The sequence below is a fragment of the Polymorphobacter sp. genome, from assembly GCF_051860865.1.
Lineage (GTDB): Bacteria > Pseudomonadota > Alphaproteobacteria > Sphingomonadales > Sphingomonadaceae > Sandarakinorhabdus.
Genome location: NZ_JBIMKZ010000013.1, coordinates 1 through 15,417 on the forward strand (window position 1 = coordinate 1; position 15,417 = coordinate 15,417).

A 15,417-nucleotide genomic window follows, 5' to 3' on the forward strand; every position below is an offset into this window, starting at 1 on the left:
TCAGCGGCGTCACCGGCAGCCGCCGCACACCGGACGGCAGCCGCACCTCGATCACCGGCGCCACCGGATAGCGCGCGCCGGTGCGCGGCGATCGCCAGCGACGGCCGGGCAGGAAGCGGACATCGCCGGGCGCGAGGACGGTCAGCCGCCCGCCGGCGTCGCGGTACGAGCCGCCCGCCCAGAGCGCGCTCCCATCCTTGTGGCGCATCCGGAATAATGTCAGTGCGCCGCCGTCGTCCATGTTGAGCCCCAGCCAGTCCCAGCCGCTGGCCTTCTCGTTCATCAGCGTCGACGACCATTCGCGGTCCAGCCAGCCGGTGCCGGTCACCGGTTCGGCCCGCCCGTCGCGCACCAAAGTGCCGCTGACCCGCAGCTGCGGCAACGTATAATAATGGCTGGCTTCGGCCGGATCTGGGCCTTTCCGGCTATACCCGGCCTCGCCTTGCAATAGCGGCGGCTGGCTCGCAGCGAAATCGAGGTCGAGCGCAAAGTCCTCGCCGGACACCCGTCCGCGGATGCGCCCGTCACCCCCGCGCCGCAGAGACCAGTCATCAAGGACGATGTCCATGTCACGGACACTCGCCTCGGCCAGCCCGAAACCGGCCCGCGCCAGCCGCTGCGCATGCCGCAGCCGACCATGCTTCGGATCGGAAATCGCCGCATGGGCGAACAATATCTGGTGCGGCGTGAAGCGGCTGGGATTGGCGGCGTCGGCGCCGGTGCGCGTCCGGAAGAAGGTGATCTGGAAACCAAGACGCTCCCCTTTCACCGTCTTCAGCCAGCCGGTCGCATACCACCATTCGGTGCGGAAATCCGGATGCGCGCCATGATCGCGCGGAAACACAAGTGCCACGCCCGGCCGCACCGCGTGATACTCGGCCGCCCCCGCCGGCACGGCGAGCAGCAGCAACAGCAGCAGCCACCACCTCACCAGTCGGCCCGCACGGCCATCACCGCCGAAGCGGATAGCGCCCGCCGCCCGGCCAGCACCGCCGTGCCCGCCGCCGCCACGATGATCGCCGCCGCCAGCCCGGCGAACAGCCCCCAGGGCAGCGCCGTATCCATCGTCCAGTGGAAACTCTGCGGGTTGATGACATGGATCAGCACCTGCGCCATCAGCAGCCCCAGCCCGATCCCGGCGACCACCCCCAGCCCGCCCAATGCCGCCCCCTCGCTGGCAAGCATGGCGATGATCTGACCGCGCCGCACGCCGATATGGCGCAGCATCCCGAACTCGCGGACCCGCGCCAGCGTCTGCGCCGAAAAGGCCGTCGCCACGCCGATCAACCCGATCAATATGGCAATCACCTCCAGCGCATAGGTCACCGCAAAGCTGCGGTCGAAGATCGCCATTGCCTGGGCCCGCATGACGCGCGGCTCCGCGAGCATGGTCTGCGCGGCGATCGCCGGCGGCAGTGCCGCCCGCACCGCCGCCATCACCGGCGCCGCCGCCTGCCCCGGCCGCAGCATGAACGCCGCCTCGGACTTGCTGGTGTCGCCGGTCAACGCCTCGAAATCGGCACTGTCGATCGCCACCGCGCCGAACTGCCGGGCATAGTCCCGCCAGACACCGGCCACAAAGAACGGTCGCCTAACCCCGCCCAGCGGCAGTTCCAGTGTATCCCCCGGAGCCAGCCCCCCGATCCACGCCATGGGCTCGGACACCCAGGCCGGCGTTGCCCCCTCGGGCACGGCATGCGACCGGCCGATCAGCGGCAGGCTGCCGGCGGGATCGGCCCGGATCGGCTGGCCGGACAGCACCACCGGCGGCCGGTCGGCGGCCACCCGGAGCGGCATCTGGCGAACGAAGCGCACCGACTCGACGCCGGGAATCGCTGCCAGCCGCGCCTGCACCACCCGGTCCAGCCCGCCGGCTTCGGCACCCTCGACATGAAGATAAACATCGGCCGGCAGCAGCTGCACCAGCCACTCGTCCACCGACCCCCGGAAACTCTCGACCATCACCGCCATCGCCACCATCAGGCTGGTGCTGGCGACGATGCCGGACAGCGCCACCGCCGCCGCCGAGGGCGCCCCCCACAGCCTCTTGATCGCCAGATCGACCGGCACCGGCCATTGTTGCCCCACCAGCGGCGTCAGCAGCAGTCGCGCCAGCCAAGGCATGATCGCCACCCCGCCCGCCAGCAGCAACGCCATTGCGCCGTAGCCGAGCAGCGGCAGTCCGAACAGCGGCGGCGCCAGCGCGGCCAGCGCGCCCGCCCCCAGTAGTGCCAGCCCCGGCCACGCCGGCCAGCGGCGGCGTGGATCGCCGGACTCGCCGCCGGCCTTCAGCGCCACCGCCGGCTGGGCGCGAGCCGCTGCCTCGGCCGGCACCAGGCTGGCAATCACCGCCACGGCAACGCCGAGCCCCGCATAGACCAGCGCCGCCGCCGGGGACGGCACCAGCGCCGCCCGCCCGGCCTGAAAATAGCCGCCGCCGAGATCGCCCCCCAGCAGCCGCAGCACCAGCACTGCCAGCCCATGGCCCATTACCAGCCCGATCACGCTGCCGATGCCACCAAGCAGCAGCCCCTCGATCAGCAGCAGCCGACGCAGACCGCCGCGCCGCTGACCGAGCACCCGCAACAGCGCGAATTGCGACGTCCGGCGGGCCACCGACAGCGACTGCGCCGAAAACACCAAGAAACCCCCGGTCAGCAGGGCCACCATCGCCAGCATACCAAGATTGACCCGATAGGCGCGGGACAGGCTGGCGCTGCGGCTGGCCTCATCCTCGGCGCTGACCAGATGCGCATCGGCCGGCAGCGCCGCCGCGAGCCGCCGCGCCATCGCCGTCGGGTCGGTGCCGTCGGCCAGCGTCAGGTCGAAGCGATGCAGCCGCCCGAGCTGGCCGAACCGCCACTGCGCGTCGGCAATGTCGATGACGGCCAGCGCCTGGTCTTCGCCCGCCCCGGCCAGCACCCCGGCGATGCGGAAGCCATGCGACCGCCCGGCCGCTGCCAGCACAAGCCGATCGCCCGGCCGGCGCCCGCTGGCCGCCAGCGCGGCGCGGGACAGGAAGATAGCGTCCGCATCGAGCCGCGGCCCCTCCCCCGGCTGGCCGAGCGACACCCCGACCAACGCCGGCGTCACCCGTGCGGCGCGCAGCACATCGATGCCGAGCAGCGTGACTCGCGGCCCCGGGCCATTCCCCTCCCCGACCATCCGCGCCGTCAGCTCAACCACTGGGCTCACCGCCGCGACGCCCGCCATCCGCGCCAGCACTGGATACAGCGCCTCATCGACCCCGGCCGGGCTCGTCGCATGCACCTGCAGGTCGGCGCTGCCGCTCACTGTGCTGATCGCGCGGGCAAAGCTGTCCAGCGCGGCGCGGTTGACCAGATGCACGGCAAAACCCAGCGCCACGCCCACGGCAATCGCCAGCGCCGCCGCCACCAGCCGCGCCGGATGCGCCCGCCACTCGCCGCCGATCAGCCAGCCGGTCGCCGCGCCCGGCCGCGCCAGCGCCTCAGCCAAGGGGCTTTTCCAACAGGCCGGTGGCGGACAGGCGCAGCACCCGGTCGGCCGCCGCCGCGGCACGGTCGGAATGGGTGACCATCACCAACGCCGCGTCATGCCGCCGAGCCGCCTCCACCAGCAGCGCCAGGATCATGTCGGCAGTCTCGGGGTCGAGATTGCCGGTCGGCTCGTCGGCCAGCAGCAGCGCCGGGCGATGCACAAGTGCCCGGGCAATGGCCACTCGCTGCAGCTCGCCACCGGACAGCGCCGCGGGATAGTCGCCGCCTCGCCCCGGCAGCCCGATATCGCCCACCAGCCCCTCGGCCCGCGCCAGCGCCTCGCGCGCCGCCACTCCGGCGAGCAGCAAAGGCAGCGCCACATTCTGTGCCAGCGTCAGGTGCGGCAGGATATGAAAGGCCTGGAAGACAAAGCCGATCCGGTCACGGCGCAGGTCGGTGCGCGCATCGTCCGACAGGTCGGAAAGCGTCCGGCCAGCGATATCCACCCGCCCACAGTCAGGCGTATCGAGCCCGGCAAGAAGGTTGAGCAACGTCGACTTGCCGACACCCGATTCGCCCATCACCGCCACGATCTCGCCCGCCGCCACTGCCAGGTCCAGCCCGTCGAACAGCAGCCGCCCGCCCGGCACCGCCTTGGCAAGCCCTTGGGCCGCCAGCACCACCGGCGATGCTGCGGCGGTTGCCGGCAAGGGTTTGACCATCGTCATCGCCCGCTGCATAACCCAAGCCGCGCCGATCGGGCACCGCTCCAGCGCCGCAGGCCGGCAGGGTGTGGCACCATGCCCCTATCCAGCGTTGCGCCAGACGCACCACCTTTGGCTATTATGCACCTTACCCCGCCCGCCCGCGCCGACTAGCTTCCGCACTTCCCGATTTGGGCAGGGGTGCGGGCAATGGCTGGAAACGGGCATCTGGGTAAAGAATTCGCCGCGAGCCGTCGCGGCTTCCTTCGGCTCGGCGGCGCTGCTGTCGGCAGCCTCGCCGCCACGCGGGCGCACGCCGCCGGCACCGCGGACGTCGATCTCATCGTCTACAATGCCAAGGTCTATACAGTCGACGATGCCATGCCGAAGGCCCAGGCCTTCGCCGTCAAGGGCGACAAGTTCATTGCGGTGGGCAGCAACGAGACCATCCGCGCGCTCGCCGGCCCGGCAACAAAGACCATGGACGCCAAGGGCATGACCATCGTGCCGGGCTTCATCGACACCCATATCCACGCCAGCGGCACATCGCTGCTCTATGACGTGATCGCCGGCGACCCCTATGGCACCGAATTCTCGCAGATCGACGATATCGTCGCCAAGCTGAAGGCCCGCGCCGCCCAGACCCCGCCCGATCACTGGGTCATCGGCCACTTCTACGACGACATCAAATCCAAGGACGGCCGCCCGCTCAACGCTCGCGATCTCGACAAGGTCTCCACCACCCATCCGGTGATGGTCCGCCACCGCGGCGGCCACACCAGTTTCTACAACAATAAGGCGCTCCAGATGGCCGGCCTCACCAAGGACGTGAAGGACGTCCAGGGCGGCACCTATGATCGCTTCCCGGACGGCGAGCTCAACGGCCGGCTGACCGACAATGCCCGGGACTCGTTCAAGGACGTCGGCAAGTTCGTCACCTACAGCCCCGAAGAGACGGCCAAGCGCGAGCGGGAGGGCGCCGCGTTCATCTCCGCCAAGTTCGCTGAATTCGGCCTCACCGGTGTCTGCCACCAGGGCGGTAACTTGCGCGCCATCACCGAGATCCGCACCGAGGGCAGACTCAAGCACCGGGTCAATTACGAGGTCTATGAAGATGTGATGGACCCGTTCATCGCCGCCGGCGTCACCACCGGGGTTGGCGACGAATGGATCCGCATGGGCGGCACCGCCGAACGCTCGACCGACGGCTCGCTGTCCGAGCGCACCATGGCGATGAGCGTCAATTTCCCGGGCACGACTTACAAGGGCAACCTCAAGATGACCCAGGACGAGGTCAGCGGCTGGACCGAGAAGGTCCATCGCGCCGGCATCCGGGTCAACATTCACGCCAATGGCGATGTCACCATCGACCAGGCGCTGAAAGCCTTCGAGCATGCCGATGCCGTCGCCCCGGACAAGCGGCTGCGCTTCAAGATCACGCATTGCAGCATGGTCGACGCCGGGCTGATCAAGCGGCTGAAGGCGCTCAACGTCACGCCCTCGCTGTTCAACACCTATCTCTACTTCAATGCGGACAAGTTCGGCTTCTACGGCGAGAAGCTGATGGCCAATATGATGGCCTATCGCTCCCTGCTCGATGCCGGCATCCCGGTGTCGGTCGGCTCGGATTTCGGTGCCGGCGTGTTTCCGCCGCTGATGGGGATCCAGGGCTGCGTTACCCGGAAGGGCTGGGACGGCAAGGTTTGGGGCGCCAACCAGCGGATCACCGTTGCCGAGGCGCTGAAGTGCCACACGCTCAACGGCGCCTACAATACGATGGAAGAGGACATCAAAGGCTCGATCACGCCCGGCAAGCTCGCCGATTTCGTTGTCCTCGCCGATGATCCGCACACGGTGGATCCGGACACCATCAAGGATATCAAGATTGTTCAGACCGTGGTCGGCGGCACCACCGTCCACCAGGCTTGAACTGACGAGGTAACGCTCGGGGGGGCGTTACGGGGCCCGGCGTATCCATCACGCCGGGCCCCATCTCATTCCGGCGGCAGCGGCGTCAGGCTGAGGTCCACCTTCAGCCCGGTCTGGCGGATGATGGTGAGGTAGTCATTGTTGCCCCAGCGCTCGACGACCTTGCCATCCTTGAACCGGTATATGTCCATCGCCGATGTACTGTAGCGGCGGCGGACGTTGTCGGCACCGGTACGCATGCCCTTGGTAGTGACTTGCGCTACCACAAGGTCACCATTGCACACGATAAGGTTGTTGATAACCTGGCGCTCGGGATCGTTCTTCTTTGACGCATTCCACATTGCCGTCATGTACGCCACCGGCACCGTATCGGCGCCGGAACCACCCTCGTCACTATTGTGGCTGATAAATTCCGGCGCGTAGAATTCGCCCGCCCGTTCCGCTTCCCGCTCATTGAACAGCACGCGCGACATTTCGATATAAGTTGCCAGATTGGCCTCCTGCCCGGTGCACTGTGTCTCCGGCGCCGGATGCCCGGCGGCGAGCAGCAGAGAGAGGCCGATGGTCAGCATGGTCATGGGGTGGTTCCTGCCTGTCTGTCGGGTTGCCAGTTGCGCATGTCGGCGGGATCGCCTGTGCCGGTGTAGCGCGCCTGCACCGGCCAGGGGAAAAGCGGCCGCGTAAATGTCCGCTGTGCGACATCCGGCGGCATCCGGCGGATCATCGACGGGCTGTCATGGCTACCGGCGAGATGCGTTGCCACCAGCCGGGCCGGCGCCTCGCCCTTCTCCACCCAGGCTTCGAGCGCGCTGATCCAGTCGACGGCAAACGCCCCGTCGCCCGAATAACAATGGTTCATCCCCGGCACCATGAACAGCCGGGCAAAGTCGTCGGTCGTCGCCGGGCCGCCCATCGCCCGCGTTACGGCACCGTGATAATCGACGCTGTTCAGCGGTGCCACGGCGGGGTCATTCCAGCCATGGTAGATGATCAGCTTCCCGCCGCGCGCCTTGAAGTCGCGCAGATCGGGGTTATTGGCGGCATAAAACACGTCCTTTTCGGCCAGTTTTGGTGCATCCTGGTCGAAATCGAAGTCGGAATAGTTCCAGTCCGGGCCCCAATCGGTCATGATATAGCGCGTGGTATCGACGCCTGACCGCCACGCCCGCGCACGCCCGCCCGGAGGCGTCACATAGCCGAGCCAATTCTCCTCCGATCCCGGCATGAAGCCGCCGCCATTGTAGAGCGGCCTGCCCTTGCTGTCGTGCGGCCCGGCATAGACCTTTGCCACCGCCTCCGCCTGGGCGCGGGTCAGGCAATCGCGCGCCTGGCCCGGCTTGCAGATCAGCGTCAGCGGATCGAAGGCGCCGCGCGGATCGGCGATCAGCCTGTCGCGGGCACCATCCCGCCCATCGGCGGCGGCCAGCGCGGCGCGCTTGACCAGCGCCAGCGCCGCGGCGTCGAACAGTGGCTTGCCATCGACCGGGGACAGCGCCTGCAAATTCCACAGGAAGGACATCGAGGTGCCGCCTTCGCTGATCACCGGGGCGCCGGCGATGATGCCGTCGAAATCGTCCGGAAACCGCTGGGCCGAGACCAGCGCCTGGCGCCCGCCGGTCGAGCACCCCATGAAATAGGCATGGGCCGGCGCGGCGGCGTAGAAGGCGCGCGTAATCGCCTTGCCCACCACCGTCGTGCGATGGGTGGCGCGGAAGCCGAAGTCGATCCGCGCCTCATTGTTGTGCCAGGCCCACAGCCCTTCGGACGCGGTCGACCGGTGCCCCATGTCCGAGACGATGCAGGCATAGCCCCGCGATACCGGCTCGTCGCACTCCTTGACCCAGGGCGAAGCTGCGGCAAAGCCGCAGGAGCCGGTGCAGCCGGCGTGGAAGAACTTGCCGTTCCACCCTTTTAGCGGCAGCCGCAGCTCAAAGCCGGTGTTGGGCGCGACGAACCCTTCGACCCGGCACAGCGCCGGCAGCCCTTCCGCCGCCGCCAGCACTGCGCTCGCCATCAGATGCGCCGGCGCCTCTGTGCCGGACGAGAAATCCTGTGCCGCCAGCGCCGCGCAGGCCGCTTCGGGCGGTTGTTCAGCCATTACTGGGGTGGCGACCAGCATCATCGCCATCAGCAGCCATCGCATGATCATGTCCATTCTCCCCACCAGCATGGTGGCAGACCAGCCGTGCCGATGGCACAAATTGTCATTGCCGGCCCGGCAACGCTCCTCCGGAGAATTGCGTCACCAGCCAATCCTTCAACCGTCGTGCGTCGGCGCTAGGGACCGATCCGGCCCGCCAGGTGAGGTACCAGCCATAATCATGCCGGACCGACACCGCGAACGGCTGCACCAGCCGCCCGGCAGCCATGTCCACCGCCGCGAACCGCTCGCCGACCAGCGCCACCCCCTGCCCCGCCACCGCGCCCTCGACGAGCATCGCCGAATCGGAAAACAGTGGCCCATGATCGGGCTCCGCCATCTCCACCCCGGCAGCCTCCAGCCAACGGCCCCACATCATCCAGCCATGGCGTAGCAGCCGCGCCCGAGGGAGGTCGGCCGGCGTCTCAAGGCCCAGCGCCGTCCGATAGCCAGGGGCGCAGACGGCAATGCAGCGCTCTTCGCCCAGCGGCTGTGCCTCCAGTCCCGGCCAACTGCCGGTGCCGAAGCGGATCGCCAGCTGCACGGTCGGCGACAGGGCGTCGCCGGGGTCGGTGGTCGAAACCAGATGAAGGTCGATGTCCGGCGCCTGCGCGATGAAGTCGCCGAGCCGCGGGATCAGCCATTTGGTCGCCAGCGCCGGATGCACGGCCACCCGCACCGCCGGCCCGCCCTGTCCGCGCGGCGGAAACGCCTGCGCCAGGATCGCCAGCGCTTCGCGCACCGGCCCAAGCAGCGTCAGCGCTTCAGCGCTCGGCACCATCACCCGCCCGGCGCGGCGAAACAGCGTCGCGCCATAATGGGCCTCAAGGTCGCGAATGCGGTGGCTGATCGCGCCATGCGTGACGCCCAGCTCCTGCGCCGCGGCCGAATAGCTGCCGTGGCGCGCCGCTGCATCGAGCGCCCGCAGCGCCGTCATCGACGGCAGCCCGGTCACCGCTCCAGGAACGGCTGCAATGCCGCCACCCAGCCCTCCGGGTTCTCCAGCACGCTGCCGGTGCCGCCGGGCAGTTCGGCCCGGGCGAACTCCGGGCGCACAGCGGCGATGCGGTCGGCATGGCCGCAGATCGGATCAGTCCGGCTGGCGATGAGCAGCACCGGCGCGGCGATGGCGGCAATGTCCGGCCCGGCATCATGGCTGAAGGCGGCCCTGTGCCCGGTATCGCGCCCGGCCTCGCACCAGGCCATCACCGCCAGCTGGATCGAGGCGTCGGTCATTTCCTTGTCGGCGACGCGCCGCATCAGTGCCCAGCGCTCGGTCAGGTGCGAGCCATCGGGCCTGATCTCCAGCGTCCCGCCATGGCCACGCAGCCGCGTCTCGCGCTCGTCGGGCGTGTAGAAAGGACAATTGTCGAGCACCACGCGCGAAACCAGCGCCGGATAGCGCGCCGCCAGAGACGCAGCGATCAGCGCACCGGTATGGTGGCCGACAACCGTCACCGACCCCAGCCCCATCGCCGCAATCACCGCGACCAGATTGTCGGCATGATCAGCAATAGTGACCCCCTCGGGCGCCGGGTCCGACATCCCGTAGCCGGGCGAATCCGGCGCGCGCACGGCCATCCCCAGCGCCGCCAGCCGTGGCAGCACCGCATGATATTGCATCGACGACCAAGGGCTCTGGTGGACCATCAGCAGAGGCGCGCCCTCGCCGGCGGCGCGGTAATGCACCTGCCCCCACAGCCCGTCGACATAGCCTCGCCAGCCCAGCGCCTCAGCCATATAATTGCCCCTGCCTGCCTTCGATCCTGTGACGAATACTCACGTGATCCAGATAACGCTTATCTCGATTCGGCTCAATCTGTGAGCTACATTGACTGACAATGGAGAAGGATTGAATTGCCTTCGCCGCCACCGGGCCTAGAATTGCCGGCCATGCCAAACCACTCGAAACCCCAGCTGGGCGCCATCCGCGCCGTCACCTTCTCCGTACCGGACATCGAGGCCGCCACCGAGGCCTATGTCTCGGCGCTCGGCTACCGTGTTCTGGCCGACACCGTCATCGATACAGCCACAGCCACACGCTGGCGTGCCCCAGCGCTGGCCGGGCGCGCCATGCGCACGCTCGGGCCGACCAGCGGCGAGCCGGTGGTGCTGCGCTTCGTTGCCGCGCCGGGCACGGCGCCGGTGCCGGCGCTGACCAGCCATGGCTGGAACGCCACCGAGATCGTCGTTCAGGATGTCGATGCACTGGCCGCCCGCCTAACCGCGCACCCGGCCTTCACCATCATCGGCCCGCCGATGGGGCTGACCCGTTTCCCGATGATCCGCGCCATGCAGGCGATCGGGCCATTCGACGAATGCCTGTACTTCACCGAAGTCGGACCCGGCAGCGGGCTCGATCTGGCGCCGGCGCTATCGCCCGTCGGCCGGGTGTTCATCGTCGTCGCCGGCGGCGGTGACCTCGCGGCGATGTTCGCCGCCTATGCCGACTTCGGCAATGTCATCGATCCACCGGTGGCGACGCCGGTGCGGGTGATCTCGGCCGCTAACGGCCTGCCGGCCGACACGCTGCACCCGCACGGGCTGATCAAGTTGCGCGAGGGCACGATGATCGAGCTGGACGGCTATCCCGAATGCACCGGTCCGCGCCCGGCAGTCCCGGGCGAGCTGCCGCCCGGGATGGCGATGGTCAGCTTCGCCTGCCCGGTGGCGCCCGGCGGCGAGCGGCTGCTGGTCGGCGCGGCTGGCGAGCGCATCGAACTTCTGGAGGGCGAAGAATGACCACGATCGAGCAACAGGCTGCGCTGGACTTCGTGCTGACGATGCGACGCCGCTGGGCCGACACATTGTTCCCGGTGCTGTCGGCCCAGGCCGAGGAGAACCTGCACGTCCCCGATGACCAGTTTGCGGAAGCGCTGCACGCAACCCCTGCCTGGCCGTGGTTTGCCTGGATGGAACGCGGCAGCCAGAAGATGCTTTGGCGTGCGGTCGGCGACGCGGTCGCGGAAGAAGGGCGCCCGTCCGATACTGGCGGCCTGCCCGACTGGTACACCGACTGGGACATCCATCTCCAGCCAGGCGGCATCTGGTCGAGCGCCAAGGCGGCGCGCGTCTATGAACTCGGCGCCCGCCTCGTCATGCTCGGCGAGAATGACGACTACCGCTTCCACCGGCTGTTCGCCGACACCGCCGTGCCGAAACGCGCCTACCGCCGCATCGTTGATCTCGGATGCGGCTTCGGCAAATCGGCCTGGCCTTTGAAGCAAGCTTTTCCAGAGGCCGAGGTGATCGGCATCGATCTGGCCCGCCCCTGCCTCGATCTCGCCCGCCAGCGCTGCGCCGAGCGCCAGCTCGACGTGACCTTCATCGCTGCCGACGCCTGCGCCACCGGGCTGGCCGACGGCTGCGCCGATCTCGTCACCTCGACCATGCTGATCCATGAAATGCCCGGCGACGCGCTGGCGGCGCTGTACCGCGAGGCGGCGCGGCTGCTGGCGCCCGGCGGATCCTTGCGCTTCCTCGATTTCCAGCATCGGGGCGACCGGCTGCGCGACCGGATGATCGACGAGCATGGCGACCGCAACAACGAGCCGTTCCTGCCGCCGATGCTGGCGCAGGACCAGACGGCGCTCGCCCGCGACGCCGGCTTCGCCACGGCCCGCTGGCGGGCCTTCGACGAGCGCGGCGGCGGCACCCAGCCCACGCTCGAATGGCCTGACCGCCCCGAATGGCACTTCCCCTGGGCCGTCCTGGAAGCGGAGATGGCGGCATGAGCGAGAATTTCGGCATTCCCGATCCCGAGCGGATGGCCGGGCTGATCTTCGAACTGGCTTCGCAGCTGCATGTCGAGCGCGCCCGGCGGATCGCGCTGGAGGCGGCGTTGGTCGACGCCGGTGTCATTACACCGGCCGCGATCGAGGCCGCTGGTGCGGCGGCGCGCATCGAGACCGGTTTGGCGCTCGACAAGGCGATGCACGGCCTGTTGCGGGTGATTGCCGAAGACTCCGACCCGCGCACGCCCTTGAGAAAAGAAGGAACACGACGATGACCCGCCCCTGGATCGAATTCCTGCAGGCCCAGAAGCTGCCTTGGCGCACCGATGACCTGAACGGCACCAAGCCCGGCGTCGAGACCAAGGTACTGAGCCAGGACGACGAGACCGGCGCCAGTAGCCAGCTCATCCGCTATCCCGCCGGCTGGACACTGCCCGCCGGCGCACTCGCCTGCGACGAAGAGTTTCTCGTCCTTGAAGGCGCCCTGGAAATCGGCGGCGTCCGCTATGGTCCGTTCGGCTATGCCCATTGGCCGGCCGGTCATGATGCCGGCGCCCGCACCTGTACCGAGGATGCGGTGGTGCTGAGCTTCTTCTCGGCGATGCCCACCGCCGGTCCCGTTGCGGCAGTCAACCCGGCCCGGCTAGTGCCGCACATCGACGGCTTCTCGGTCACCTACACCGGCAATTTCCACCCGGAGTTCCCGGCCGGCGCCGGCCGCAAGTTGCTGTTCGTTGATCCCGAGACCGGCGACACCAGCTGGCTGCTCGGCACCCTGCCGATGCGCTGGGCCGAGCGCGCCGAAGTCCATCCGGTTGTCGAGGAAATGTTCCTGCTCGCCGGCGAAAGCCATGGCAACCGCGGCGTCATGAAGCCCGGCGCCTATTTCTGGCGGCCGCCGCTGATCCCGCATGGCCCCTATGGCACGATCACCGGCAACCTCTATTTCTTCCGCACCAAGGGCGGCAAGCTGTCGACCGACTATGTCGACGGCGAAAAGGGCTTTGCCTGGAACCGCCCCTATGAACCGGCGCTGCCCGAGACGCTCGCCGCCCATGCCGGCGATGTGGAGACGCTTGAACGCTGGTAGCCGACGGCGTTCATTGTTGGCCAAAAAAAGGGCCCCCGGCGGATACCGCCGGGGGCCTTTTCCATGGCCGGGCCGCTACGCTCAGAAGTCGTAGCGGGCGCGGATCAACCACGAGCCGGGCACATCGTAGAAGTTGGCGCCGACAAGATTGGTCAGGATGTAGTTCTTGTTGAAGCAGTTCTGGCACTCGATCGTGAACGCCAGATTGTCCATGCCTTCAGGACGCAGCGCCAGCGACGCGTTGATGTAGGTTTGCGAGGGCTGGTAAGTGCCGCTGGCAGCCGGCTGGTTCGGGCTGCCCGCGGTCGCCACGGCATAGGCGCTGGTAAAGTTGTAGTTGGCGGTCGGCGTCACCGTGCCGATGCCGCTGATCTTCGCATCATAGCTGATGATCAGGTTGGCGGTCACCGTCGGTGCCCGCACGGGCAGCGCCAGATCGCCGATGTTATCGACGAAGTTGGCGTTGCACGACGGGGCCACCGTGCTGCCGGCCCGGCAACGAGCCTGCTGGGCGAGGACCAGATCGCTGGGGTTGATGAAGCGCGCGCGCTGGAGCCCGAGCGAGCCGGAGATGTTGAGCCCCTCGACCGGCAGCCAGGTGGTTTCCAGTTCGAGGCCATAGTTGCGCAGGTCGGCCGGGTTGGTGGTGGTGGACACCGGCACATTGTTGACCAGCGCCTGCGCCGGGATCTGCACGTCGAAGGTCGTCGCATAGAAGCCGGTGGCGTTGAAGCGCAGCGTGTCGTCGAAGGCATCGGCACGCAGCCCGCCTTCGAACGACCAAACCGTTTCCGGCTGGAACGGAATGAAGGCAGCATTGCTGGTGGCGCGGCCAGGCCAGCCGCCCGACTTGAAGCCGCGCGTGGCGGAGGCGAACAGCATCACGTCATCGGTGGCCTCGTAGCTGATGGCGAAACGCGGGGTCCAGGCCTTGTAGACCTGCTCGGTCGGCTGGCCGGCGGCGATGATCCCGGCGGTAGACAGCTGCACGCCCCGCGCGCCGGGGTTGGTGAACACGCCGACGGTGCGCTTCTCATAAGTATAGCGCAGGCCGGCAGTCAGCACGAGCCGCTCGGCGATACGATAGTCACCCTGGCCGTAGATCGCCCAGGTCTTGGTATCGTTGAGCAGCGTGCGGTCGGCGGTGACCGTCTGCACCAGCGTCGCCGTGTTGGTAGCGAGCTGGGCGAAATCGGTGACATTGTCCTCCTTCATGTAGAAGGCACCGAGCACATAGTTGAGGTTGCCGACGTCGCCGTTGAGCTTCAGCTCCTGGGTGAACTGCTCATGGTCGCTGTCGTTGAGAATCGGGTTGAAGCCGGTGGTTCGCGTCGGGCGCGGCAGGAAGCCGCCGCTGTCGATGATGAACTCCTGGTCGATCTTGCGGTAGCCGGTGATCGAGGTGAGGGTCGCTGCACCCAGATCGAGGCCGATGGTGCCAGTGAACGCCGTGGAACGCGCAACGTTGTCGAGCGAGAAGTTCGCCTTGCGGCCGGTCACCAGCCCGACGAACGAGCCCTGGGTAATGTTGTTGTCGACCAGGCGTTCGCCGTTGGGGCCGACGCGGTTGAGGAAGTTGGTGTTCTGGTCGTCGACATGATCGGCGGTGATGTCGATGGTCAGCGTGTCGGTCGGCAGCAGGCGCAGCATGCCGCGGATGCCGGCGGTATCACGGGCGTTGAACTTGCGGCCGGTGCTGACCTGGGTCGCATAGCCATTGTCGCGGATCCAGAAGGTGGAGATCTTGGTCAGGATCTTGTCGGTGACGGGCAGGTCGACCGAGCCGCGCAGGATGGTCTGGTCAAACTTGCCGTAGCCGGCTTCCATATAGCCCTTCAGCACATCCCCGGGCTTGCGCATGACGATGTTGATGGCACCGCCGGTGGTGTTGCGGCCGAACAGCGTGCCCTGCGGCCCGCGCAGCACTTCGATGCGCTCGACGTCGAACAGCGCAAAGTTGTTGGCGTTCTGGCGGGCGATGAACACGTCATCGACATAGGTGCCGACCGGCACGTCGAAGGTAGCGATCGATTCACCGTTGCCGACCGCGCGCAGGAAGTAGCTGGATGAGGTGCCGACGCCGACATTCTGGTTGCCGGCCATGTTGGGGATGTTGCGCAGGATGTCATAGGTATCGATGATCTGGCGACGGGCCAGTTCGGTGGCGTTGAACGCAGAAACCGCGATCGGCACCTTCTGCAGGCTCTGCTCGCGGCGCTGCGCGGTGACAGTGATTTCCTCGACGCCGCTGCGGGCTTCCGCCTCGGTAACGGCGGTCGTGGTCGCGGTCTGGGCCTGGGCCGAAACAGCGAAGATGGTCGCGGCAAAAGCCGCCGTGCTGAGCAATGTCGTGCGTGTCATG

The 15,417-nt window shown here is 67.9% G+C and carries 13 protein-coding genes; 5 read left to right on the forward strand and 8 right to left on the reverse strand.

Features of this window, described 5'->3' with window-relative positions:
* The 3 genes from ACTIFJ_RS03905 to ACTIFJ_RS03915 form a co-directional block, all read right to left on the reverse strand.
* Positions 1-931 (reverse strand): lipocalin-like domain-containing protein (locus ACTIFJ_RS03905; protein ID WP_439532779.1); only part of this gene is annotated, 931 nt, incomplete at its 3' end.
* Positions 928-3,477, reverse strand: a complete 2,550-nt coding sequence (locus ACTIFJ_RS03910; RefSeq protein WP_439532780.1) for an FtsX-like permease family protein — start codon at positions 3,475-3,477, stop codon at positions 928-930. The genes ACTIFJ_RS03905 and ACTIFJ_RS03910, both read right to left, overlap by 4 nt.
* A complete protein-coding gene (locus tag ACTIFJ_RS03915) occupies positions 3,470-4,186 on the reverse strand; it encodes an ABC transporter ATP-binding protein (protein WP_439532781.1) in 717 nt (238 codons plus the stop codon). The genes ACTIFJ_RS03910 and ACTIFJ_RS03915 overlap by 8 nt, the downstream gene beginning before the upstream one ends.
* Positions 4,187-4,372: 186 nt before the next feature.
* Between ACTIFJ_RS03915 and ACTIFJ_RS03920 the strand changes: the two genes are divergently transcribed.
* Complete coding sequence (locus ACTIFJ_RS03920; protein WP_439532782.1) at positions 4,373-6,091, forward strand: amidohydrolase; 1,719 nt, start codon at positions 4,373-4,375, stop codon at positions 6,089-6,091.
* Between the two features lie 65 nt (positions 6,092-6,156).
* On the opposite strand, the gene ACTIFJ_RS03925 is transcribed toward ACTIFJ_RS03920, so the two are convergent.
* Genes ACTIFJ_RS03925 through ACTIFJ_RS03940 form a run of 4 tightly spaced genes read right to left on the reverse strand, consistent with a single transcriptional unit; the run spans position 6,157 to position 9,971 of the window.
* Positions 6,157-6,669, reverse strand: coding sequence for an ester cyclase (locus ACTIFJ_RS03925; protein WP_439532783.1), 513 nt, complete (start codon positions 6,667-6,669; stop codon positions 6,157-6,159).
* Positions 6,666-8,240, reverse strand: a complete 1,575-nt coding sequence (locus ACTIFJ_RS03930; RefSeq protein ID WP_439532784.1) for a tannase/feruloyl esterase family alpha/beta hydrolase — start codon at positions 8,238-8,240, stop codon at positions 6,666-6,668. The genes ACTIFJ_RS03925 and ACTIFJ_RS03930 overlap by 4 nt, the downstream gene beginning before the upstream one ends.
* Before the next feature lie 55 nt (positions 8,241-8,295).
* Positions 8,296-9,186, reverse strand: coding sequence for a LysR substrate-binding domain-containing protein (locus tag ACTIFJ_RS03935; RefSeq protein WP_439532785.1), 891 nt, complete (start codon positions 9,184-9,186; stop codon positions 8,296-8,298).
* Positions 9,183-9,971 (reverse strand): alpha/beta fold hydrolase, encoded by a 789-nt coding sequence (locus ACTIFJ_RS03940; protein WP_439532786.1) that lies wholly within the window; start codon positions 9,969-9,971, stop codon positions 9,183-9,185. The genes ACTIFJ_RS03935 and ACTIFJ_RS03940 overlap by 4 nt, the downstream gene beginning before the upstream one ends.
* Before the next feature lie 153 nt (positions 9,972-10,124).
* On the opposite strand from ACTIFJ_RS03940, the gene ACTIFJ_RS03945 reads away from it, so the two are divergent.
* The 4 genes from ACTIFJ_RS03945 to ACTIFJ_RS03960 are packed head-to-tail and all read left to right on the forward strand — an operon-like array spanning position 10,125 to position 13,055.
* Complete coding sequence (locus ACTIFJ_RS03945) at positions 10,125-10,973, forward strand: VOC family protein (RefSeq protein WP_439532787.1); 849 nt, start codon at positions 10,125-10,127, stop codon at positions 10,971-10,973.
* A complete protein-coding gene (locus ACTIFJ_RS03950) occupies positions 10,970-11,965 on the forward strand; it encodes a class I SAM-dependent methyltransferase (RefSeq protein WP_439532788.1) in 996 nt (331 codons plus the stop codon). The genes ACTIFJ_RS03945 and ACTIFJ_RS03950 overlap by 4 nt, the downstream gene beginning before the upstream one ends.
* Positions 11,962-12,240 (forward strand): hypothetical protein, encoded by a 279-nt coding sequence (locus tag ACTIFJ_RS03955; protein ID WP_439532789.1) that lies wholly within the window; start codon positions 11,962-11,964, stop codon positions 12,238-12,240. The genes ACTIFJ_RS03950 and ACTIFJ_RS03955 overlap by 4 nt, the downstream gene beginning before the upstream one ends.
* Positions 12,237-13,055 (forward strand): cupin domain-containing protein, encoded by an 819-nt coding sequence (locus ACTIFJ_RS03960; protein ID WP_439532790.1) that lies wholly within the window; start codon positions 12,237-12,239, stop codon positions 13,053-13,055. Before ACTIFJ_RS03955 ends, ACTIFJ_RS03960 begins: the two co-directional genes overlap by 4 nt.
* 81 nt (positions 13,056-13,136) lie before the next feature.
* Here the strand turns inward: ACTIFJ_RS03960 and ACTIFJ_RS03965 are convergent, their stop codons facing one another.
* Positions 13,137-15,416 carry a TonB-dependent receptor gene (locus tag ACTIFJ_RS03965; RefSeq protein WP_439532791.1) on the reverse strand — a complete coding sequence of 760 codons (2,280 nt, stop codon included), beginning with the start codon at positions 15,414-15,416 and terminating at the stop codon, positions 13,137-13,139.
* Position 15,417 lies beyond the last annotated feature (1 nt).